Origin of the sequence: Mycolicibacterium canariasense, assembly GCF_002101555.1 — a bacterium.
In the GTDB taxonomy this organism is placed as follows: domain Bacteria; phylum Actinomycetota; class Actinomycetes; order Mycobacteriales; family Mycobacteriaceae; genus Mycobacterium; species Mycobacterium canariasense.
The window spans coordinates 70267-93739 of the sequence record NZ_LQOL01000042.1 but is presented as its reverse complement, the minus strand read 5'-3'; the positions used below and the strand labels follow the sequence as shown (position 1 = coordinate 93739).

General features: G+C 66.8%; 10 protein-coding genes. 7 read left to right on the top strand and 3 right to left on the bottom strand.

The features are described 5' to 3' along the window. The gene (locus tag AWB94_RS09745) at positions 1-10878 is read right to left on the bottom strand and encodes a type I polyketide synthase (RefSeq protein WP_062660291.1); all 10878 of its coding nucleotides are present in this window, start codon (positions 10876-10878) and stop codon (positions 1-3) included. 363 nt (positions 10879-11241) lie between these two features. Here AWB94_RS09745 and AWB94_RS09740 point away from each other — a divergent pair, with 363 nt between their 5' ends. The 3 genes from AWB94_RS09740 to pe all read left to right on the top strand — a co-directional run bounded on the left by AWB94_RS09740 (position 11242) and on the right by pe (position 16863). Further along, positions 11242-12663, top strand: coding sequence for a condensation domain-containing protein (locus AWB94_RS09740; RefSeq protein ID WP_062660465.1), 1422 nt, complete (start codon positions 11242-11244; stop codon positions 12661-12663). 94 nt (positions 12664-12757) lie between these two features. Continuing rightward, a complete protein-coding gene (locus tag AWB94_RS09735) occupies positions 12758-15736 on the top strand; it encodes an MMPL/RND family transporter (RefSeq protein ID WP_062660290.1) in 2979 nt (992 codons plus the stop codon). Continuing rightward, a complete protein-coding gene (gene pe / locus AWB94_RS09730) occupies positions 15733-16863 on the top strand; it encodes an acyltransferase PE (RefSeq protein WP_062660289.1) in 1131 nt (376 codons plus the stop codon). The genes AWB94_RS09735 and pe overlap by 4 nt, the downstream gene beginning before the upstream one ends. A 741-nt stretch (positions 16864-17604) precedes the next feature. Here the strand turns inward: pe and AWB94_RS34595 are convergent. After that, entirely contained in the window at positions 17605-17826 is a 222-nt protein-coding gene (locus AWB94_RS34595) for a hypothetical protein (protein ID WP_131805463.1), read from the bottom strand. 134 nt (positions 17827-17960) lie between these two features. Here AWB94_RS34595 and AWB94_RS09725 point away from each other — a divergent pair, with 134 nt between their 5' ends. Genes AWB94_RS09725 through AWB94_RS09710 form a run of 4 tightly spaced genes read left to right on the top strand, consistent with a single transcriptional unit; the run spans position 17961 to position 22116 of the window. Further along, the gene (locus tag AWB94_RS09725) at positions 17961-18806 is read left to right on the top strand and encodes a hypothetical protein (RefSeq protein ID WP_131805462.1); all 846 of its coding nucleotides are present in this window, start codon (positions 17961-17963) and stop codon (positions 18804-18806) included. Next, positions 18806-19303, top strand: coding sequence for a hypothetical protein (locus AWB94_RS09720; RefSeq protein WP_062660287.1), 498 nt, complete (start codon positions 18806-18808; stop codon positions 19301-19303). Before AWB94_RS09725 ends, AWB94_RS09720 begins: the two co-directional genes overlap by 1 nt. 40 nt (positions 19304-19343) lie before the next feature. Next, positions 19344-20606, top strand: a complete 1263-nt coding sequence (locus tag AWB94_RS09715) for a glycoside hydrolase 5 family protein (RefSeq protein ID WP_131805461.1) — start codon at positions 19344-19346, stop codon at positions 20604-20606. A gap of 16 nt (positions 20607-20622) precedes the next feature. Further along, complete coding sequence (locus AWB94_RS09710; RefSeq protein WP_084395556.1) at positions 20623-22116, top strand: lipopolysaccharide biosynthesis protein; 1494 nt, start codon at positions 20623-20625, stop codon at positions 22114-22116. 29 nt (positions 22117-22145) lie between these two features. Here the strand turns inward: AWB94_RS09710 and AWB94_RS09705 are convergent, their stop codons facing one another. Further along, on the bottom strand, positions 22146-23276 hold the full coding sequence (locus AWB94_RS09705) for a glycosyltransferase family 4 protein (RefSeq protein WP_165605437.1): 1131 nt from the start codon (positions 23274-23276) through the stop codon (positions 22146-22148). Positions 23277-23473 lie beyond the last annotated feature (197 nt).

The window sequence follows — 23473 nt, the reverse complement described above, 5'->3', positions numbered from 1 at the left end:
TCACGTCGCCGGCGCGGCCTCCGCATCGGCCGCCGCGGGTGCTTCCGCGTCGGGCAGCTGCGAGACCAGGTGCTCGGCGAGCTCGCCGATGGTCGGATAGTCGAACACCGCCGTCGGGCTGATGTCGAACTTCCCGCCGAACTGACCGAACAGCCGGTTGCGCAGCTCGACGGCCATCAGCGAGTCCGTGCCCAGGTCGAGGAATCTGCTCGATGCGGCAGGGGGCTGCGCGAGCCGCAGGAAGCCCTGGACCTCCTTCTGCAGGAACTCGGTGATGAAGCCGGCCCGCGCCGCCACGGGCAGCTCCTGCAGCTGGCGCAGCAGCTCACTGTCGCCGGTGGCCGTCCCATCGCCGCTGGGCAGCACCTGATCCAGCAGCGGCGGCCGGATGCCGCCGAGCATCTTCGCGGTGCGCTGCCAGTTCGCCTTCAGCACGGTCGCCTGCGCCGTGCCGTGCCGGATGGCCTCGCCGAGCGCGGCCAGCGCGGCCGACGGCTCCAACGGCATCATGCCCTGCGCACTGAGATTGGCCACTGCCGCTTGCGAACTGGCCATCCCGCCGCTGCCCCACGGACCGAAGTTCACCGCGGTCCCCGGCAGCCCCTGCGCCCGGCGCTGGGCGACGAGCCCGTCGAGCAGCGCGTTGGCGGTGGCGTAGTTGGCCTGCGACGGTGAGCCCAGCACCGCCGACGCCGACGAGAAAAGGATGAAGAAGTCCAGCTCGTCGTCCGTGGTCAACCGGTGCAGGTGGTCTGCGCCATAGGCCTTGGGGGCCAACGTCGTCCGGAACCGGTCCAGGTCCTGCTGCGGCAGCAGCGCATCGTCGAGCACACCGGCCAGGTGTGCCACGCCGGCCAGCGGCGGCAGCTCGGCGCGGATCCTCGCCAGCAACGCGGCCACTTCGGACTCCGCACCGACGTCGGCGGTGAAGACGTGGATCCGGCAGTGGTAGCGCTCGGTGATGGTGTCGATGGCCTGCTGCTGCTCGGTATCCGGCGCCCGACGGCTGGTCAGCACGATGTCACCCGCCCCGAGCTGGGCCAGATAGGCCGCGGTGTGCAGTCCCAGCGCGCCGAGCCCGCCGGTCACCAGGTAGGTCCGGTCACCGTGCGGCTGCAGCGGTTTCGGCATCTGCACCACGATCTTGCCGATGTGCCTGGCCTGCTGCATGCGCCGGAACGCCGTCCTCGCCTCGGTGAGCGGGTACACCTCGGCCGGTACCGGCGTCCACGCGCCGGTGGCCAAACCGTCGGACACCTCGGCCATCAGCCGCTGGATGTGGTCCGGGTCGGTCATCATGGTCACGTCCAGCGCGACGATCTCGTAGTCGATATCGGGCCGCAACGCGGCCATCTGCTCGGCCGTCCAGATATCGCGCTTGGCGATCTCGGCGAACCGGCCGCCCTGCGCGGTGGCCCGCACCGTCGCCTCGATGAAGCCCTCGTTGGTCAGGCTGTTGAGCACCACGTCCACGCCGGCGCCGTCGGTGTCCGCCAGGATCTGATCGGCGAAATCCGTTGTGCGCGAGTCGTAGACGTAATCCACGCCCATCGCACGCAGGGTGGCTTGCTTGTACTTGCTCGCGGTGGCGAACACGACGGCACCGTGCTGGCGGGCCATCTGCACCGCGGCAAGGCCCACACCACCACTGGCGGCGTGGATGAGCACCTTGTCACCGGGTCGCAGCTTCGCCCAGTCGAACGCCAGCCGCACCGTCAGCGCCGCCGCAGGGATGGTCGCGGCATCCACCGCGCCCACCCCGTCCGGGACGGTGGCCAGTAGCGGTGCCGGGACGTTCAGCCTGCTGGCGAACGCACCCTGCATGGAACCGAAGACCCGCTGGCCGACCTCGAATCCGGTGACCTCGGAACCCACTTCGGTGACCACACCGCACAGGTCGCCACCGATCGGGCCGGGATCGCCGGGGTAGAGGCCCAGCACGTTGAGCACATCGCGGAAGTTCAGGCCGGCCGCCTCGATCCGGACCTGCACCTCACCCGGCTCCGGCGGGGTCACGTCCTTCTCGATCAGACGCAGGTTGTCGATCGCGCCGCGTTCGGTCGGAGCCAGCTGGTAATCGTCGCTGCGCGGCATCGGCAGCTGACCGCTGCGGGCCCAATGCAGCAGCCGCGACACCAGGAAACGGCCTTGCCGCACCGCCGTTTCGGGCTCGGTGACCGGGGTTCCCAGTGCCCCCGCCAGCCAGCCCAGCGATTCCGCCGAGGTGTCCCCGTCGACCAGCCGGACCCGCAGGGTCGGCTGCTCGGCGATCAGGGTGCGCCCGAATCCCCACAGCGCCGCCTGCACCGGATCGACCGGTTCGCCGGGTTCGGTGGCCACCGCGCGATCGGTGACGATCCACAACCCGCCGGGCAGGCCCTTGTGCTCGGCGGCGGTCTGCGCGGCCGCGAGCAGGGCGGCCACCTGTGCCTCCAGCCGGGGCGCCAGGTCGGCATCGGGTTGTCCCGAAGCGCGCCAGACGATTCCGGCCACCGGCGAGCCCTGCTCTGCGGCGTCGGTGAACGCCCGCTGCCAGGACTGCGCATCGGCGACGTCGTCGACGGTCACGGCGCCGGGCACCTCGGCGGCCAGCGAATCGAACCCGGCAATCAACCAGGTACCGGTCGCCTTCTCGGTGTCATCGGCCACCGGCGGGGCGGCCTCCTGCCAGCCCACGGTGTACAGCAGGCGCGTGGAATCCCCGCCGAGCCCGCGCAGCAACGCCTCCCGGGGGGCGCGCTTCACGGTGAACTCACGGATCCCGCCGAGGATCCGTCCGTCGCGGTCCACGAAATCGATGTCGAACACCTGGGTTTCGCCGTTCAACGCGCTCTCGTGCCAGCGTGCGCGGCAGTAGAAGCGCCGCGGCATCTTCTCCTGCACCTGGACCTGCCCGTAGCGCAGCGGCAGGAACAGATCCGACATGCCCTGTTCGGCCGCCAGGATGGCGGGGAAGGCCGGGAACGCCACGCCGGTGCACAGGTCCAGAAGCACCGGGTGGATCGGCTCGCTGCTCAGATGCTCGGCCAGTTCCTCTCCGATGGCGATATCACCGATGGCCTCGCCCTCGCCGACCCACAGCGACTTCAGCGATGTCGACCAGGTCGGCCCCCAGGCCAGTTCCATGTCGTCGAAGATGTCGAACAGTTCCTGCGGCCGGGTGCGATTCATCTGCTCGATCGCCTCGTCCGGGTTGACCGAGTCCGACGCTTCGTCGGCTTCGGTGCCGGTCAGCAGGCTCCCGTCGGAGTTCAGCGACCACTCCGCGTCCTGCACCCCGTGTGGGCGGCTGTGCACCTGGAACTTCCAGCCGTCGTCGACCGGGTGCAGCGTCAACTGCACCTCGCGGGCGGCCTTGTCGGGCAGGATGATCGGTTCGTAGAAGAACACGTCCTTGACCCGGGCCGGCGCACCGGCCGCGGCGAGTGCCATCGCGGCGTACGTCGCACCGGGCACGACGACGGTCCCGTAGATGACGTGATGCGCCAGCCAGGGCTGTGTCTTGACGGAGAACACGTTGCTGTACACCGTGTCGCCGGACGCCAGATCCTTGGCACTACCTAGGATCCCGGCGACCCGGATGCCGTCGCCACCGCCGGTGAGACCCGAGGTTTTGGGCCAGTACCGGCGGCGCTGGAAGGGATAGGTCGGCAGTTCCAGCCGCCGCGCCGTCGTGCGCTGCTTGGCGGCGAAGTCGGGCCGATGCCCGCTGATGTAGGCCGTGGCAAGCGCCTCGGTGATCTGGCGCTGGGCGTTGGCGCCCTTGCGCAGCGACACGATGGTGCGCGGCGCATCCGAGGACTCCGGCCAGCACTGCAGCGCGGCCGCGGTCAGGATCGGCTGCGGGCCGATCTCCATCAGCACCGAGCACCCCAGCGCCGCGACGGTGCGCACGCTCTCGGTGAACTGCACCGGCTGCCGGGAATGCCGCCGCCAGTACAGCGCGTCGATCGGGGTGTCGGCGGTGAGCACCGCACCGGTCCGGTTGCACACCAGCGGCCGGGTGGGCACGGCGTAGTCGAACTGCGCGGCGAAGGCCTCGAATTCGTCGAGCACCGGGTCCAGCAGTTCCGAGTGGAAGGCGTGGCTGGTCTCCAGCCAGGTGCAGCGGGCGCCGTCCTGACTGCAATTGGCGACGATCTGCTCCAGATCCTCACCCGGGCCGGACAACACCGTGTTGCGGCCGTTGTACGCACCCACCGACACCCGGTCGAACGCCTCGGCGGCATCCTCCACGTACTGCGGGTCGGCGAATACCGCCACCATCCGGCCGCCGGCCGGCAGGCTGCCGAACAGCCTGCCGCGTTCGGCGATCAGCCGGGCGCCGTCCTCGAGGCTGAACACCCCGGCCACACACGCCGCCGCGTACTGGCCCACGCTGTGGCCGAGCACCACGTCGGGTTCGATACCCCAAGACTGCCACAGCCGGGCCAGCCCCATCTCGATCGCGAAGATCGCGGGCTGCGCAAAAGAGGTGTGCCGCAACGTTTCCGCGGCCTCCCGGCCGCTGCCGAACAGGACGTCCAACAGGGGGCGGGGCAGCATGCCGTCGACGGCCTGCGCGCACCGCCGGACGGTGTCGGCGAACACCGGCTCGGATTCGAACAGCTCGCGTGCCATGCCCGGATACTGGCTGCCCTGACCGGGGAAGAACCACGCGGTGGTGGGTGGGTCGGTGCATTCACCGCGCACCACGCCGGGCCGTAACCGGTTGGCCACCAACTCGTCGAGCAGCAGCCGCGCCTCCTGGGCCGAACCGGCGACCACCGCGGCCCGGTGTTCGAAGTGGGCCCGGCCGGCTCCCGCGGTGAAGCCGATATCGGCGATCGGGGTTTCCGGGTGCGCGTCCAGCCACACCGCATACCGTTGTGCCAGCGCGGTCAGCCCGGCAGCCGATCGCGCGGATAGTGGCAGCAGGGTCAGCGGCTCACGCGGTGCTTCGGGTGCATCGTCGGCGACGGTGTCCTCGGCGGGCTGTGGCGCCTCTTCCAGCAGCACGTGGGCATTGGTGCCGGTGAAGCCGAACGAGCTGACGCCGGCGCGGCGCGGCCGGCCGTTGGTGAGCCACGGCGTCGCCTCGTCCACCACCCGCACCGGCAGGCTGTCCCACGGGATGTGCGGCGATGGATTGGTGAAATGCAGTGTCTGCGGCAGCATTTCGTTCTGCAGCGACAGCACCACCTTGATCAGGCCGGCCACCCCGGCCGCGGACTCCAGATGCCCGATGTTGGTCTTGGCCGTTCCCATCAGCAGCGGCCGGTCCGAGTCGCGGCCGGCGCCGTAGGCCGCGGCGGCGGCCTGGACCTCGATCGGGTCGCCCAGCGGGGTGCCGGTGCCGTGCGCTTCCAGGTAGTCGACGTCCCCGCCGGTCAGCCCGGCCCGCGACAACGCCGAGGTGATGAGGCGTTGTTGCGCACCGCCGTTGGGCACCGTCAGGCCGCTGGACGCGCCGTCCTGATTGACCGCGCTGCTGCGGATCACCGCAGCGATGCGGTCACCGTCGCGCTGTGCGTCGGAGAGCCGTTTGAGCACCAACACGCCGCAACCCTCGCTGCGCACGTAACCGTCGGCGGCGGCGTCGAAGGTCTTGCAACGGCCGTCGGGTGACAGCATCCGGGCCTGGGACGCGGCCACGATGGACGCCGGGCTCAGCAGCACGTTCACCCCGCCGGCCAGGGCCAGATCGCAATCGCCGGAGTGCAGGGCCTGGCTGGCCTGATGGACGGCCACCAACGACGAACTGCATGCGGTGTCCACCGCCATCGCCGGCCCCTCCAGACCGAGCGTGAAGGCCACCCGGCCGGCGATCGCGTTGAGCGCATTGCCGGTGATGAAATGGGCTTCCAGGTTCTCCACCGAGTCGCCGGAAAGCAGGTGCGAGTACTCGTTGGCGCCCACCCCGACGAAGACACCCGTCCGGCTGCCGCGCAGCGACGACGGGGCATACCCCGCCCGCTCCAAACCCTCCCAAGCGATTTCGAGCATCAGTCGCTGCTGCGGGTCGATCCAGATGGCTTCGCGCGGAGAGATCCCGAAGAATTCGGGGTCGAAACCGTCGACGCTGTCCAGGTATCCGCCGTTGCGGGTGTAGATCTTTCCGGGCGTCTGCTGTTCGGGATCGTAGAAGTCGTCGACGTCGAAACGGTCCTCGGGGATCTCGCGGATCGCGTCCACACCGCCGGCCAGCAGCTGCCAGTAGGCGTCGGGGTCGGGCGACCCCGGGAACCGGCACGCGACGGCGATGATCGCGATCGGCTCGTCGGTCGCGGCGGTCGCCAACGAGACGTGCCGGGCCGCGGTGCCGGCGCCGGCCTTCTCGTTGAGGTGCAGCACGTCGCCGAGCAGGTAATCGGCCACATCGGTGAGCCGCGGGTAGTCCATGGCCAGGGTGGCCGGCAGTTCCTTGCCGACCGCCTGTTCCAGCCGACGGCGCAGTTCCACGGCCATCAGCGAATCCATGCCGAGGTCGAAGAAGCCGCCCTCCTCGCGGATCTCCGACGCGTCCACCTGGGTCACCTCGGCCACGGCGTCGCGCAGGTACTCCAGCACCAGTTTCTTGCGCTGCTGCACCGGCGCCGCGGTGAGCTGTTCGACCAGCCGGGTGGAGCCGGACGGGCCGGACGCCGTGACCACCGCGTCGGGCACCTCCCCGGCCACCTCGGCCAGCAACGCGCGCGGTCCGGTCTGGGTGTAGATCGGCAGGAAGCGGGGCCAGTCGATGCGGGCCACCACCCCGTGGCTGCCGGCGCCGACCATCAGGTCGGCCATGCCGGCGAGGGCGTCCGCCGGCGACAGCGTGCGCACACCGCGCCGGTCCAGTTGCGCGCGCGCCTCCGGGTCGGCCATACCGGCAGCCCAGGGCCCGAAGTTGACGCTGATCCCGGGAACACCCGATGCGCGCTGGCGCCAGGTCAATCCGTCCAGGAAGGCGTTGGCCGCGCTGTACGCGGTCTGGCCGTAGCTGCCCCACACCGCCGAGATCGACGACGTGGACACGAAGAAGTCGAGCGCCAGGTCGGCGACGGCTTCGCTCAAATACCAGGCGCCCCAGACCTTACCGGCGAACACCCGGTCGAGTTCGGCGGGCTCCAGCGCGCTCAGACTGGTGGTGCTGTTCTCACCGGCGGCATGCACGACGCCCGCCAGCGGCGGCAATTCGGCCTGCACCGTCGCGATGAGGTGGGCGACATCATGCGGATTGGCCACGTCGGCCGCGACCACCCGGACCGCGCAGCTGTGCTGTTCGGCCAGAGCGTCGATCTGCCGCTGGGTGGCCGCACTCGGGGCCCGCCGGCCGGTCAGCACCAGCTGCCGGGCGCCGTGGCCGGCAAGGTATCCCGCGATCTCCATGCCGAGCGATCCCAGCCCACCGGTGATCAGATACGTTGCCTCCGAGCGCAATTCCAGTGCGGTCGGATTCGGCTGCCCGGTCCGGCGCACCAGTCGGGGCACGTGTACCGCGTGCTCGCGCAGTGCGAACTGATCCTCCCCGCGTGGGGCCGCCATCACCTGGTTGATCAACAGTGACCACTCGTCGGCACTGCCGACGGTCACGTCCGCCAGTCCGCCCCACACCTGCGGGAACTCGAGTGCGGCCGCGCGGCAGAAACCCCACAATGCGGACTGCTCCGGCGACACGGCGTCGGTGTCGGTGACATGCTGCGCGCCGCGGGTCGCCACCCAGATCGGCGTACGCAGGTCGGCGGCGGCGCGGAACAGGCGTTGTGTGCCGGTCAGCACCCGGTGCTGCATGCGCAGCAGTGACTTCATCGTCGGCGCGGTGTCGCCATCCAGCGCGGCGACGTGCAGGATGCGAAGCGCCGGTTCGTCTTCCACCGCGGCACGCAGTTCGACTCGCAGTCGCTCCTCGTCGGCGTCGGTCGCCGGCAGGCCCAGGGTGCGGTGCCGGTGTCCGTGGGTGCTCAGCGCATCCAGCAGCGGCTGCATGACGGCGGAGTCGTCGCCGATGACCAGCCAGGCCGAACCCTCACCCGCGACGGCCGAGCCGGCGGCGGCCGGCTGCCACCGGATCTCGTAGCGGGCATCGGCGATGGACTGTGCATCGCGCTGCCGATTGTGTTGTGCGGCAAGTCTGCTCAGTACGTCGGTGGCGCCGTCCGTCCCGCCGAGCAGTGCGGCGAGTTCCTCGATGCGGCCTTCTTCGAGCAGCCGGACGGCTTCGGTACGCGCGCTGTCGGTCTTGGCCGGCGGGGTCTGCTTGTCCCGGAACCAGTAGTGGCGGTGCTGGAACGGATAGGTCGGTAGGTCCAGTTTGCGCGCCGGCTCCTGCAGGAATGCGTCGAAGTCGGGCACATGCCCGGCGACGTAGGCATTGGCCAGCGCCTCGGTGATCTGCCGGTGGTCGGCGCCGTTCTGGCGCATCGACGCGATGGCCCGCGGGGCCGTGGCCGGGTCCGGCCACGCGCGCATGGCGGCGGCGGTGAGCACCGGTTGCGGACCCACCTCCAGCAGTACGGCGCACCCGAGTTCGGCCAGTGTGGCGACGCCCTTGGCGAACTCGACCGGCTGCCGGGCATGCCTGCGCCAGTAGGCACCGTCCAGCTTCGCGGTGCGGCCCAATGCCGAACCCGTGCGGTTGCACACCAGGATTCGTTGTGGCGGCTGGAATTCGAAGGTGTTGGCGTATGCCTCGAAGGCGTCCAACGCCGGATCGAGCAGCGCCGAGTGGAAGGCGTGGCTGGTGTCCAGCCAATCGCAGCGCACCCCGTCGGCCGTCAGCCGTGAGACCGCCTGCTCGAGGTCCGCCCCCGGACCGGACAGCACCGTGTTGGCCCCGTTGTAGGCCGCCACCGACAGGCTGGGGAACTCGTCGGTGAGGCGTTCCACCCGATCGGGAGCGGCGAAGATCGCGGCCATCCGCCCACCGGTGGGCAGGTCGCCGAACAGCCGGCCCCGCTCGGCGAGCAGCCGGACGCCGTCCTCGAGGCCGAACACCCCGGCCACGCAGGCCGCCGCGTACTGGCCGACGCTGTGCCCGAGCACCACGTCCGGCTCGAAACCCCACGACTGCCACAGCCGCGCCAGCCCCATCTCCACGGCGAAGATCGCCGGCTGGGCGTGCTGGGTCTGGCGCAGCGTCAGGTCACCGTCGGGTGCGTCGAAGAGGACGTCCAACAGCGGGGTGTCGACGGCGTCGGCGCAGCGCCGCAACGTCTCGGCGAACACCGGTTCGGTCTCGAACAGCTCGCGCGCCATCCCGGCGTACTGACTGCCCTGCCCGGGGAACAGCCACGCCGTCTTCGGGGCGTCCACGCAGTCTCCGCGCACCAGACCGGGCGCCGGGCGGTCGTCGGCCAACGCGCCCAGCAGTTCGCGCGCGGACTCGACAGAGTTCACCACCAGCGCGGCCCGGTGCTCCAGGTGCGCACGCCCGGTTCCGGCGGTCAGGCACACGTCGGCCAAGGTGGCTTCCGGATGCGCGCTCAACCAGCTGCGGTACAGCTGTGCGGTCTGCACCAGCGCGGCCGGGGTGCGGGCGGACAGCGGCAGCACCCGGAATCGCCGGTCGTCGGGCGCGGTGGCCGGGACCGGCGCGGGCACCGGCGCCTCTTCGAGGATGACGTGCGCGTTGGTGCCGGAGAACCCGAACGAACTGACGCCCGCGATTCGCGGCCGGCCGTTGCGCTCCCACGCGGTGGTCTCGTCCACCACCCGCACCGGGATGCGGTCCCACGGGATGTGCGGGGACGGGTTCTGGAAGTGCAGGTGCTTGGGCAGCTCCTGGTTCTCCAGTGCCAGTACCACCTTGAGGACGCCGGCGATACCGGCGGCGGCCTCCAGATGCCCGATATTGGTCTTCGCCGACCCGATCAGCAGCGGCCGGTCGGCAGTGCGGTCCCGCCCCAGCACCGCGGCCGCGGCCTGCACCTCGATCGGGTCGCCCAGCGAGGTTCCGGTGCCGTGTGCCTCCAGGTAGTCGACATCGACCGGATGCACCCCGGCCCGGTCCAGCGCCTCGGTGATGACGCGCTGCTGGGCCACCCCGTTGGGCACCGTCAGCCCACCGGAGGCGCCGTCCTGGTTGACCGCACTGCCGCGGATGACGGCCCGGATCCGGTCGCCGTCGCGCAGCGCGTCCGCCAGCCGCTTGATGACGATGACACCGCAGCCCTCGCCGCGGACGTAGCCGTCGGCGGCCGCGTCGAAGGTCTTGCAGCGGCCGTCGGCCGCCAGCATCCGGGACTGCGAGAAGGTGATCATGGTCGCCGGGCTCAGCAGGACGTTCGCGCCACCGGCGAGCGCCATATCGCATTCGTCGAGCAGCAGGGCCTGGCATGCCTGGTGGATCGCCACCAGCGACGAGCTGCAGGCGGTGTCGACGGTGACGGCCGGGCCGTGCAGCCCGAGCCGGTAGCTGATCCGGCCCGCCCCGGCCGCGCCGGAGGTGCCGATCGCCAGGTAGGCCTCCACCTCGGGATAGGTCAGCTCCGAGGAGGCCATGGCCAGGTAGTCATGGGTGGACAGCCCGACGAACACCCCGGTGCGGGTGTTGGCCAAAGCCGTCGGCGCGGTGCCCGAATGCTCGACGGCCTGCCAGGAGGTCTCCAGCAGCAACCGGTGCTGGGGGTCCATCAGCCTGGCCTCGCGGGCCGAAATGCCGAAGAAGGGTGCGTCGAACCCGACGGCATCGTCGACGAACCCCGCCCGGCGGGTGACGATCTTGCCGGGGGTGGACGCGTCGGCGTCGAAGAACTCGTCGCCGTCCCAGCGGTCCCGGGGGATCTCCGATACCGCATCGCGACCGTGGTGCAGCAGATCCCAGAACTGGCCGGCATCGGCGGCACCGGGAAGGCGCGCGGCGTAGCCGATGATCGCGAACCGGGCCTGCTGACCGGTGGGCTGTTCGGTAGATGCCATGAAAGGTTGTGCTCCCCGCGTCGGGTCGGTGACGGATCGATGCGTGCGGGAGACCGCGTCAGGGTCAGAGTGTGTTTCCGAACGGCCGTGGCGCGCTCACCGTACGTTGGCAGCGGCCGGCCCATCTCCCGTCGGTCAGTATTGCATGCGAGTTGCTGAAGCAGGCGGTTTCCGGCCGGTTGAACAACCGGCCGCGCTGTGCGCCTCGGCTTGCCGCAACAGCCGGTGGGGCGGTCTCGCGGAACGGTCTCAAAGCCGGCCCACAGGGGCGTATCGGCGACCTCGGCCGGCGGAGCCGCTATCGTGAAGTCGCCGCCGGTGTTGCTGGACCGCCGCCGTCGTCGCTTCAACCCGGGAGGGATATTGCAAATCGGGAAGATCACCATCGGCACAATCGATGATTGGGCGCCGAGCCCGGGTGTGGTGACGTCCTGGCACCCGACAAATGCGGCCATGGACAAGGCCCGGCAAGCGCCCGTCAGTGCGGTGCCGGTCAGCTATATGCAGGGCCAACACATTCGCGGCGTCTACCACCAGGAAGCCGCGGGCCTCGACTATTCCCGCCAGATCATCGCCACCTGCGAAGTGCCTGGTAAATGTGACATCGACGCGATGAACCACGCCATCAACGCTTATCTCCGGCGGCACGACACCTACCGCAGCTGGTTCGAATACTCGGGTTCCGGCGACATTGTCAGGCGTACGATCACCGACCCCGACGACATCGAATTCGAACCCGTCAACCAGGGCGAAATAACGGCCGAAGACGCGCGTAAACATATTGTCGACATACCGAGCCCACTGGAATGGGGTTGCTTTTCCTTCGGCATTGTCCAGAGCGAAGATCATTTCGATTTCTACGCCAGCATCGACCACGTTCACGGGGATGCTGCACTGATCGGGATCACGATGCTCGAGGCGCACGGCATGTATACGTCGCTGACCCAGAGCGGGCAGCCGATGCCGTTGCCCGAAGCGGGTCGCTTCGACGATTTCTGTGTCAAGGAACGCGAATCAACGGCGAACCTCACCGTCGATTCGCCGGAGGTCCGGGCCTGGATCGAGTTTGCTGAGAACAACAACAACAGCCTGCCCGAGTTCCCGCTACCGCTGGGTAACTCGTCGGAGCCGACGGTGGCCGACATGGTCGGGGAGATGCTGCTGGATGCCGAGCAAACGGCCCGGTTCGACGAGGCCTGTACCGCGGCGGGCACGCGCTTCGTCGGCGGCCTGTTTGCCTGCACCGCCATGGTCGAGCACGAGCTGACCGGCGCGGCAACCTATTACGGGCTGACTCCGAGGGACACCCGGCGGACCTCGGACAACTTCATGACCCAGGGCTGGTTCACCGGTCTGGTGCCGATCACCGTGCCGATCGCCGCCACGACTTTCGCCGAGGCGGCGTGGTCGGCGCAGACGTCTTTCGATTCGGGTCTCAACTTGGCGAGAGTGCCCTATTATCGCGTGCTGGAATTGGCGCCGTGGCTGGACAAGCCACGCCCGAACTTCCCGGTTTCGAACTTCTTGCACGGCGGTGCCGCTCCGCTGAACGCGGTTCTCGCCGCTGCCGAGATGGGATATTCGAACAATATCGGAATTTACTCCGACGGCAGATTCTCCTACCAGCTGACCATCTACGTATTCCGGTACGAGGCCGGAACGGCAATGTCGGTGATGTTCCCGGACAACCCGGTGGCCCAGAAGTCGGTGGCGCGCTACATAGCAACCATGAAGTCGGTGTGCGAACAGGTGGCCGATACCGGGGATTGGGGTCGTTTTGCCTGACGCGCGGCACGAGTTCGGCGAGGCCAGTGCGGTCTGATCCGGTGAGCAAGATCTTCGGGACAACCCGACTGCAGGGACCACGGCTGGGGGCGACGTGCGACGGCTAGCCGACCTCGTGGTGCGGTTCCCCTACGCGGTGATCGGGCTCTGGGTGGCGTTGGCGGTGGTGCTGCCCCTGTCGTTCCCCAGCCTCAACGAGATGGCCCAGAAGCACCCGCTGGCCATGCTGCCCGCCGATGCCCCGTCCAATGTCGCGGCCCGGCAGATGACCGAGGCGTTCCAGGAACCCGGCGGCGACGATCTGCTGTTGGTGGTGCTCACCGACGAGAACGGACTCGGGCCCGCACACGAGGCGACCTACCGCAAGCTGGTGGACGCGTTGCGCGACGACCAGCAAGACGTCGTCATGCTGCAGGATTTCGTCGGAACACCTGCCCTGCGTTCGTTTTTGACCAGCAAGGACAACAAGTCCTGGGTGCTGCCGGTGGGCCTGGCCGGCGCCCTGGGCACCCCGCAGTCCTATGCCGCCTTCAACCGGGTGGCCGAGATCGTCAAGCAGAACACCGCCGGCGGCCCGCTGGAGGTGCATCTGACCGGGCCGGCGGCCACCGTCGCCGACCTCACCGCCGCGGGTCAGCGGGACCGCCTGCCGATCGAGATCGCGATCGGCGTGCTGGTGCTGGTGGTGCTGCTGGTGGTCTACCGCAATCCGATCACCATGCTGTTGCCGCTGACCGGGATCGGCGTCTCGCTGGTGATCGCGCAGTCCGTGGTGGCCGGGTTGTCGCAGCTGACCGGCCTCGGGGTGTCGAATCAGGCCATCATCCTGCTCAGCGCGATCATCGCCGGAGCGGGGACGGACTATGCCGTCTTCCTGATCAGCCGCTATCACGATTACGTGCGGCTCGGGGACAGCTCCGATGTCGCGGTGCGGCACGCGCTGGGTTCGGTGGGCAAGGTGATCACCGCGTCGGCCGCCACCATCGGCCTCACCTTCCTGGGCATCAGCTTCGCCCGGATGGGCGTGTTCTCCACGGTCGGGGTGTCCTCGGCGATCGGTATCGGCGTGGCGTTCCTCGCCGCGCTGACGCTGCTGCCGGCCATCCTGGCCATCGTCGGGCCGCGCGGCTGGGTCACCCCGCGGCGCGAACTGACCGCCCGGATGTGGCGGCGCTCAGGTGCGCGCATCGTGCGCCGGCCACGGCTGCACCTGGTGGCCAGCATGCTGGTGCTGCTCCTGCTCGCCGGTTGTGTCGGGCTGGCCCGATACAACTACGACGACCGCAAGGCCGTGCCGGCAACGGACCCCAGCTCGGTGGGCTATGCCGCGTTGGAGCGGCATTTCGACCTCAATCAGTCCATCCCGTCCTATGTGCTGGTGCGCTCCCCGCACGACCTGCGCACCCCGCAAGCGCTGGCCGACCTCGAGCAGATGGCCGAACGCATCACCCAGGTGCCCGATATCGGGATGGTCAGCGGCATCACCCGCCCGCTCGGTGTGGTGCCGCAAGAGTTTCGGGCCACCTACCAGGCGGGCCTCGTCGGTGACCGGCTGGGCACCGGGTCGGCCATGATCGCCGACAACATGGACGACCTCAACCGGCTGTCCAAGGGTGCCGACACCCTGGCCACCGGGCTCGGGGACGTGCGCGGCCAGGTCAACGGGATCGCCACCAGCATCCAGCAGATGGTCAACGCGTTCTCCTCGATGCGTGGTCAGTACGGCGGCGACAAGCTCGTCCGCAACGTCGAGGTCGGCGCCAAGCTGGTCGACAGCATCAACCAGCTCGGCAATTCGATGGGGATCAGCGTCACGGCGGCCAAGGACATGTTCGGCTGGGTCGGCCCGGTACTGGCCGCGCTGCAGGGCAACGTCACCTGCGATCTCGACCCCTCATGCAGCGAAACCCGAGCCCATTTCTCGCGGCTGGCCCAGGCGCGTCAGGACGGCACCCTCGACGAGATCAACAACCTCGCCGGGCAACTGCAGTCGATGCAGGACAGGCAGTCGCTGAACGCCTCGCTGAATCAGCTCGGTAACGCCTTCACCACCCTCACCAAGTTGATGAAGACGATGGGGCTGGACTCGCCCGCCGGCGCGCAGGCCACGCTGGGCAAGCTCCGGCAGCAGGCCGACCGTTCGGCCACCGGCAGCCGGGAGGTGGCGACCGGGGTGAACCAGGTGGTCGACCAGATCCAGCTGATGCGCAACGGGCTCGACCAGGCGTCGGCCTTCCTGTTGTCGATGAAGCAGAACGCGGCGGGCCCGGCGATGGCCGGTTTCAACATTCCGCCCGAGGTGCTGGAGCTGCCGGACTTCAAGGCCGCATCGAAGATGTTCATCTCGCCCGACGGTCACTCGGCGCGTTATCTGGTGCTCACCAAACTCGACCCGTTCAGCGTCGAGGCAATGGACCAGGTCGACGCGATCCGCGATGCCGCCAGGGGCGCCCAGCCGAACACCTCGCTGGCGGACGCGTCGATCTCGATGGGTGGCTATCCCGCCGCACTGCGCGACACCCGGGACTACTACCAGGCCGATATCCGGTTCATCATCGCCGTCACCCTGATCGTGGTACTGGTGACCTTGATGCTGCTGCTGCGATCGCTGATCGCGCCGCTGTATCTCGTTGGCTCCGTGGTCGTTTCGTACTTCGCGGCGCTGGGCATCGGGGTCCTGGTGTTCCAGTACCTGTTGCACCAGCCGTTGCACTGGACGGTGCCACCGCTGGCCTTCGTGGTGCTGGTCGCCGTGGGAGCGGACTACAACCTGCTGTTCGCGTCGCGTCTGCGCGACGAGTCGCCGCACGGCAGCCGCTACGGCATCATCCGCACGTTGTCGTCGACGGGCGGCGTCATCACGGCGGCCGGCCTGATCTTCGCCGCGTCGATGTGGGGTCTGTTGTTCTCCAGCATCGGTACGGTGGTCCAAGGCGGGTTCGTCATCGGTGCCGGGATCCTGTTGGACACGTTCGTGGTCCGCACGATCACGGTGCCCGCCATCGCTACGCTGGTAGGCAAGGCGAACTGGTGGCCATCACGAGTGACAGCGCAGGGGAGCAGCCAGGGATGAAGAAACTACTCGCTGCCGCGACCGTGGTGCTGACCGTGAGCGCCATCGGGCCGTCCGGTCTTGGCGTGGCGGGTGCCGACGAGCCGGCGCCGGCGCCGGGCGTCGGTACCGACACTGCGACGCCGCGCGGCACACCGGGCAAGGCCTACGCTCTCGGCGGCGCGCACGTGCTGGGCATTCCCTACGACGAGTACATCCGCCGCACCGGCGCGGACTGGTTCCCCGGATTGGACCGCCAGAACATCTGGTACCCGGCAGGCCAGGTACAGGGGCACACCCTGGAACGACTGTTCCCAGGCATCGGGAAGCTGGATGACGGTTTCCCGGGTCTCGGACTCGACGGCCCGAGTATTGGTGAATCGGTTGACGTTGGTGAGGGCAACCTGATCCGCGCGATTCAAGCCGGCGGCAGTGGCACCGCCATGGGGTTGTCCGAGGGTGCCATGGTGCTCAACGCGGTGAAGAACCGGCTGGCCAACGATCCGGCTGCGCCGCCGCCGAATCAGTTGTCCTTCGCAACCTTCGGCGATCCGCTGGCCACCCACCCCTTCGGCCAGAGCTTCCTGCGACAGAACTTCCCGGTGGGCAGCGTAGTCCCGTCGCTGGACTTCAAGATGCCGCCGGAGGTCGACAGCCAGTACGACACCTACCAGTTCATCTCCCCGTACGACAGCATCGCCGACTGGCCGCAGCGTCAGGACAACTTCATCTCCGTCGCGAACGCCATCGTGGGCCTGGCGACCGGTCACACCGCGGTGGCATTCACCAACCCATCGAATGTGCCGCCCCAGAACATCGCGGTGACATACAACTCGCGGGGTGCGAAGACGACGACGTACATGATCCCCGAGCAACATCTGCCGCTGGTTCTCCCGTTCAAATACCTCGGGGTGGACGAGGACACGCTGAACAAGCTCGATGGAGTGCTGAAACCCTATGTGGATGCCGGATATACGCGTAACGACAACCCGCTGACCGCTCCCATCACAGTGGATCCCGTCCGCGGCTACGACCCTGCGGTCGTCACCGCGGGGGCCAGTGAGGCTGCCTTCGGCAGCACCGGGACCGATCCGCTTTCGCAGCTGATGGCCGGGTTGCAGTACGTGCTGGATCACAACGGGCGTTAGGCGTCCAGCCGGGCGAATCTCCCCTGGCGATGGTGCTCGATGCACGCCGCACGGCTGGATTTGACGCCGGCGCCATTTTCGGTCCGCGTTTCCGATGCTGCGGCGGTATGCTCAGCCGATCCTGAGTGATCGGAGTCAGCCATTGGCGGTAACGGCAGTCGGGGTCATATCGTCACCATGCTCGCGCTGGGTGGTGGGATGGCGTACGCCGATCCCTCGGCGGGTACCACCCATCCGAATGCGACCTAGACAGTTGCCGGGTGGGGAAGCGAGGTGGTCATCTCCACAGTCGTCGGCAACTCCCGATGACCCCGAATGGCTGTCCTCCGAAGAAGGACCTGAGCAGTGTCGATTGGATCAACACCACACAAGAAGGTATCGCAATGGTGCACGCTGAACGCCGCGGATTACGAGACTTTGTGCAATCGGACGGAAAGTTGCTCGGCTGAGACGTTTTCGGCTGAGTGCTAGCGAATTCGATGCTCGCCAGTCGCCGCGGGTCCGCCCGCTGAGCGCAGGCAACATGGGCAAATTCACTGGCTCCGTTGTGATGACGGCTATTGATGACGTGGCCTCGGGGTGGCGTTGCTGGCTTCGGTCGCAGCACAAATTCCCTTGTTGGATCCGGGATCTCGGAGAGTGGCGGTTGGTAGCGGTCTAAACAACCTTTTCGCACAGCATTTCGCGTCTGGATGGTGTGTGGGCGCACGTCTTCCCAAATCGGTTAGAGACGTTGAATTTTCACAGGAACGCAACGGCTGATAGCCCGGTACTATCCGACCGACGCGAACCTTTCACGCCGAGAATCGAGTAACCGTGGCATGTTGGCCTTCCCACCGACTGGTGCGGCACGTCCAGCCCTGCCCAGCTATACAAACGGAAAACAATACTGCGCGCCGCGGTTGCGAAACGTCGTCGGTTCGGGATGATCGATACACCATCGTCGAGGTCGATGTCGGACACCGCACTTTCCATCAGTCAACCGAAGCCGATGAAAAGGACTGCACAGTGAAAGCAATCGCGAAATGAGTTGGGACATGTCGCGCAGGTCGGTCCTGGGCGCTGCCGGCGCGGCGGTTGCGACAGCGGGTGCGAGCATGGCCTTGAGTTCGTGCTCGCGTGACGGATCTGCCGTCTCGCAGAATGCCGAGGAGTCATTCATCGAAACGGCCCGGGCGCCGCAGCGGAATCCGCTGCGCGGCACGCTTCTCTTCCACGACACGTTTGACGACGGCTTCAACGGCTGGCGTGACCATTACAACGGACGGGGGCCTGCGACTGCGCTTTCGCTCACCTCGTACCCGGTGTTCTCCGGCAGCCATGCGCTGATGATCGGCTGTTCCGCTGCACCGGACGAGGGCTACGCAGATGGTTGGGCGCCGGCGACTGCGTCCGCCTTCAAAAACCTGTCTCGCTACTACGACGCCCGGCTGGTCACGTTCTCCTGCTATATCGCTCACGGGTCGGACGAGTCCACGGCTTCGCTGGGTGGGTTCTCGCTGATGATCGATACGCAGGCGTGGGACAACTCGCGGCGGTCCTTCTTCAGGCTCCAGATCAGCCGTAAGGCGACAGGGGAGTCGCGCAAGCTGTCTATTTCCGACAACGATCAGAAGTGGCAAGACGTCTATACCGGCGCTGACCTCGTGGCCGGTGACAACGAGAACAAGTTCAACTTCGACTGGCTCAGTCTCACAGTCGATTTGGATGCCAATGACGGCGCGGGCGGTTACCACTCCTGTCAGGTGAACAGCCGAACGTTCGACTTGACCAACTCGGGCGGCGGTAGCGCTAACCACAACCCCCAGCGCGGTGGCGCAATGGCCTCGTTCGCGGGTGGGCTGAACTTCGGCGTGGCCGCCTATCCTGGACCGCCCGGCTCTGGAGAATCGTTCATCGTCGTCGACCAGGCTGTCGCCAGCGTCAATGAGGAGGCGGGCTGATGTTGCGGTTATCCAAGACCCAGATACTCGTGTCGTCTTCGTCGACGGACGGACTCGGCCAGGGGCCGGTCCGACCGGCGTCGGCGAAGGGCCGGATCAGCCTGGCGCAGCCGGGGCATCCCATGGATTTCGGATGGGCGGAGACGCTGACGTGGGTGCTCGGCGTCGAATCGGTGGTTGGTGAGCCGTCGGCGTGGTCGCTCGGTGTGAGATTCCAGTATTGCCTCGACAACATGGATGGCTTCCAATACACCAAGAATCGCTGGTATGACCTTGCCGAGGAGAATTTCGTCTCTGACATCGCCGAGGGTGTGCCTTGGCACGGCCCGAATCTGCCAGCGCCGGTGGTCGCGAACGAAGCCTCGATCCTGCCGGTGACGGTGAAACGGACCATTCGCAATCACCCCAGGCGGGTCCGCGTATTGCTCGATCCGCAATTCACAGGGGGAAGTAACCCGGGGCTCTATATCAACCTTCAAGTCACACCAAGGACCTGACCGAGGCTCACATCATGGATACGGCCCGGGGCGTGCGTTGGTGAAGAAGAGTGGTGAGCTGGGCATGCGACGTGCCGGGGCGCTGGTGGTAATGGTCCTTGTTCTGGTCGCGGGTTGCTCTCTCGAGCAGCGTGCCACAGCTCAGGATGCGTCGTCGCCGACTGCCGCCCTTGGTTCGGTAGCGAGCCGCGTGGTGCCCGACGGCGTCAGCCGAGGCGGCGTGCTCGACGGCACGGGTGCTGATGGCCGGCCGTTCTGGCATGCAGAGACCACGACGCTTCGCGGGGAGTCGGTGCGGCCTGGTAACGCCGCTGCCGCCGCTCGCGTCGCCTCAGTTCCGGCGGCTGCCGGCCTTCCCACCCTCATCCCCGGTATCAAGATCAGGGGAGGCAACATCGTCGTCAAGCCGGACGGGGCATCGTGGGGTGGTCTGTTCTCCGAATGGGACTGGGACGATTGGATACGCCCGCAGATCGACCGTGCCCGGCTATTGGGCATGAACACCGTACGGCTCATCGGCAATCCGGGCATCATCTTCCTGCCCGCCGGGGACAACTATCCGGCAATCACCCTGGAGCAGTACATCGCCAGATGGCGGCAGCTCGCGGAATACACCGAATCGCTCGGAATGATGCTGTACCCGGCACTGTGTGAGAAGTGGGCATTCTGGGACGGTACGAAGTTCGACTACACGAACCCCGACCGCGTCGGTGCGGTCACGGCAGTGGCGAAGGCACTGGCTGCGTACCCGAATGTCGTCGGTTTCGATGTGTTCCAAGAAGGTTCCGGCAAGGATGACGGCCTGACGGTGAGCAACGTGCTCGACTTGTATAGCGCCATCAGGTCGGTCGCCCCGAATGTTCCCCTCACGACGTCCAGTTCGTCGGACGGCTTCGACAATGCCGACGATTTCTGGGCCGACCAGAGCTCGATCCCGTATCAAGCGTGGACGGCGAACGGCGGATCCGATTTCATCGACATTCACATCTATCTGGAGAATGTCGACGTCGCACGAATCGCGGGCTTATCCGGTCTGGGGAAGCCGATCCTGGTGGGCGAGTTCGGCACTCCACAATCCTTGACGCCCGCCCAACAGACGGGCCGCATCGTCAGTGGGAGGGATCTACACAATCTTCCCAGTGTGTTGGGGTCGATCGTGTGGGGGCTTGCGGATCAAGGCGCCGCGGATACCGACAAGTTCGGGGTGTGGGACAACAGCGGGTTCGCGCAGAGCGGTAGCCCGCTTTCTGTCAGCACCGGGCAGCGCGCGATTCTGACCGGCCTGCTCCGCGAGTTCGACTAGCGACGGGCCGATCTGGATGTCACGACCCACTGACGAGGTTCGTTCTACGTCCGCGACAAGGGCCGGCGCCGTTACGATCGCGGGCCAGCTCATTAAGGCATTTGTGCAGCTGATCGGTCTGGTTGCCTTCTCGCGCCTGTTGAGCCCGTACGAGATCGGTCTGATAGCGATGTTGGCCGTCTTCGTGATGTTGGGCGAGCTACTCCGTGACTTCGGACTCAGTCAGGCCGCGATCCAAACGTCCAAGCTGAGTCACGGTCAGGCGAGCAACCTGTTCTGGACCAATGTGCTTGTCGGGATGGTGATGACAGCGACGCTGACGTTGGCGGCGCCTGCGGTCGCGCGGATGTACGGCGAACCCGTGCTGCGGGAAATTGCACCGTTCGTTGCGTTCGCCTTCACGATCAACGCGCTGCAAGCCCAGTTCCAAGTTCGGCTCGCGCGGGATTTCCGTTTCGTCGCGCTGACCGTCACCGACACGGCATCCCAGGTGATCGGACTCGCCGCCGGAATCGGCGCCGCCGTCGCCGGGGCGAGCTACTGGTCGCTCGTCATCCAGATGCTCGGCGCGTATGGCTCACTGCTGATCCTTCGGATGATCGTCACCCGCTGGCGGCCGGGGCCTCCGCGTCGCGAGCCGGGAATGAAGGCGCTCTACCTCTTCGGTGCGCACTCGGGTGCTTCGCAACTGATCAACTATGTAGCGTCGAACACGGACAGCTATCTGATCGGTGTTCGGTGGGGGGCTGGTCCGCTCGGTCTGTACAACCGGGCTTTCCAGATATTCTCCGTGCCGGCGAATCAACTCTTGGCCCCCCTTACCAACGTCGCTCTGCCGCTACTGTCACGAAAACATCACGAGGGCAACGATTTCTACCCGCTACTATGGAAGGCGCAGGTCGTCTTGTCAGCGGGTCTCATTTACGTTTTCACATTCACAGCAGCGCTTGCCGAACCTCTGGTGCACCTCGTCCTCGGACCAAAATGGGGCCAATCGGCGCCGTTGTTGGCGATCCTCTCGATCGGCGGTGCTGCGCAGGTGCTCAGCTACATCTCGTATTGGGGGTTTCTTGCTTCGGGGAATGCGAAGCAGCTGTTCTACTTCAGCCTCGTCACCAAGCCGATGCTCGTCGCCTGTATCCTCACCGGATCGGTCGCCGGGGTTCAGGGTGTCGCGTGGGGTTTTACGACAGGTCTGGCGCTGTCCTGGTTCATCAGTCTCTGGTGGCTCAAACGATGTGCCGGCATGCCGGCCTGGATGTTCCTGCGCACCGGCCTGCACGTCCTGTTCTGTGGCTTCGCTGCCGGTGGAGCCGTGCGGGTGGCCGATAGTTACGTGGATCTGCAGTCGACAGTGGCCACCCTGGTCGGTGGATGTGCACTCGCCAGTTGCCTATACGTGCCTTTGCTGCTGGTGAGCGGAGTGACCCGCAAACTGTTGGCCGATGTCACCGGCCGAGCCGTGGCACGGGTGAGACGGGCGGGGCCGGCACGCGGGCAACGGCGTTGATACCCGGTTTAACCACAGAGTCCAAGCTGCTAGTCGGCCCGCGCGGGAATACCGGTCGACCCGCTGATGAGGGAGTCGTACACCGAGGCAAATCCGGCCGCCATCGACGATGGTGAGAACTGTCTTCTTCCGAACTCCCAGGAGTCTCGTCCGGCGCGGGCGCATGAATCCGGGTCGTTCAGCAGACCGACGAGGGTCCGAGCATATTCCTGTGTGTCGAAAGGCTCTACCGTGTACGCCCCGTGTGGCAAGAACTCACGCATCTCTTCGATGTGAAAGGCAAGGACCGGACGTGAGTGTGAGTAGGCGTCAAGGATCACGCCGGACTGAGTCATCGATGTGTACGGCGTGAGCACAATCGAGGACTCACGAAAATATCGCTCCACGGCGTCCTCCTCGATGAAATGGGCGTCGAGGCGGACATTGGGGCATGCGGCGATCTGAGCGATGAGTTCTTTCGGCACATCCTTGGATGGTTGGCCGGCGACCGTGATCTCGATCGTCGGATCGAGCCGATGGATCTCGTCGAAGATCTTGGGATACATCGCGCAGCCCTTGTAGAAGTTCAGTCGGCCGAACGCCAAGGCACGCTTCGAAGCGCGGGCATCGGCGGCCTCGTAGTCTTTCCATCGCTTGAGACCCAGAGGGGAAAGGGCGATGAGGCAGTGGGGCCGTAACGCCCGAAGGGTCTGGGACCGTGCGGTCTCGGAATGGACGACGATTGCATCGAGGTGACGCTGTATGACCTTGTGGTACGCCACCACGCCTTGCCGGACCGAGTCTCCCTCGTGCCCGATCGGATCGTGGAACGTGTGCACCCATTTGGTCTGGATGCCCTTGCGTCGCACTTGTCGCAACAGTAGGTAGTTCCAAACGTGTTTGTTCACGAAGTGGATGACGTCGGGCCGCACCCGTTGAATCAGCGCACGCACGGTGTCGAGGGACTTCTTGGATGACCAGAAGGAACTGACGGACGGCCGTGGTGTCGGTGGCGTGTCCACCGTGACGTTGCGTGGCCCCAAGGCGTCCCCGCTTCGCACGTTGGTAGAGCCGACGGTCCACACGTCATGACCGAGGAAAGCGAGCTCGGCGCTCGCGGTGTATAGGTACTTCTGCATCGTGGGCAACGTCGAAAACGAGATCAGGAGTACCTTCGCCAATTCTCGGACCCTTTCATCCGGTCGCGCAGCCCGCATGGCACATCGCGGGCAGTTGGTAGTGAAGGCGTGACGTCATATCGATGAGAGAACAACGGCTACTGCGCATTACCTTATTGGCTATTCGGGTCGATCGCGAATTGCTTGAGAGTGATCATCCTGATCGGCATCAGCGGGAAGCCCTTGGAAGAATAGCTACG

Bases quoted from the DNA above. Each gene is read 5' to 3' on its own strand.
- AWB94_RS09745 (WP_062660291.1), bottom strand. From the start codon at position 10,878: ATGGCATCTACCGAACAGCCCACCGGTCAGCAGGCCCGGTTCGCGATC.
- pe (WP_062660289.1), top strand. From the start codon at position 15,733: ATGAAGAAACTACTCGCTGCCGCGACCGTGGTGCTGACCGTGAGCGCC.
- AWB94_RS09725 (WP_131805462.1), top strand. From the start codon at position 17,961: ATGGCCTTGAGTTCGTGCTCGCGTGACGGATCTGCCGTCTCGCAGAAT.
- AWB94_RS09720 (WP_062660287.1), top strand. From the start codon at position 18,806: ATGTTGCGGTTATCCAAGACCCAGATACTCGTGTCGTCTTCGTCGACG.
- AWB94_RS09710 (WP_084395556.1), top strand. From the start codon at position 20,623: ATGTCACGACCCACTGACGAGGTTCGTTCTACGTCCGCGACAAGGGCC.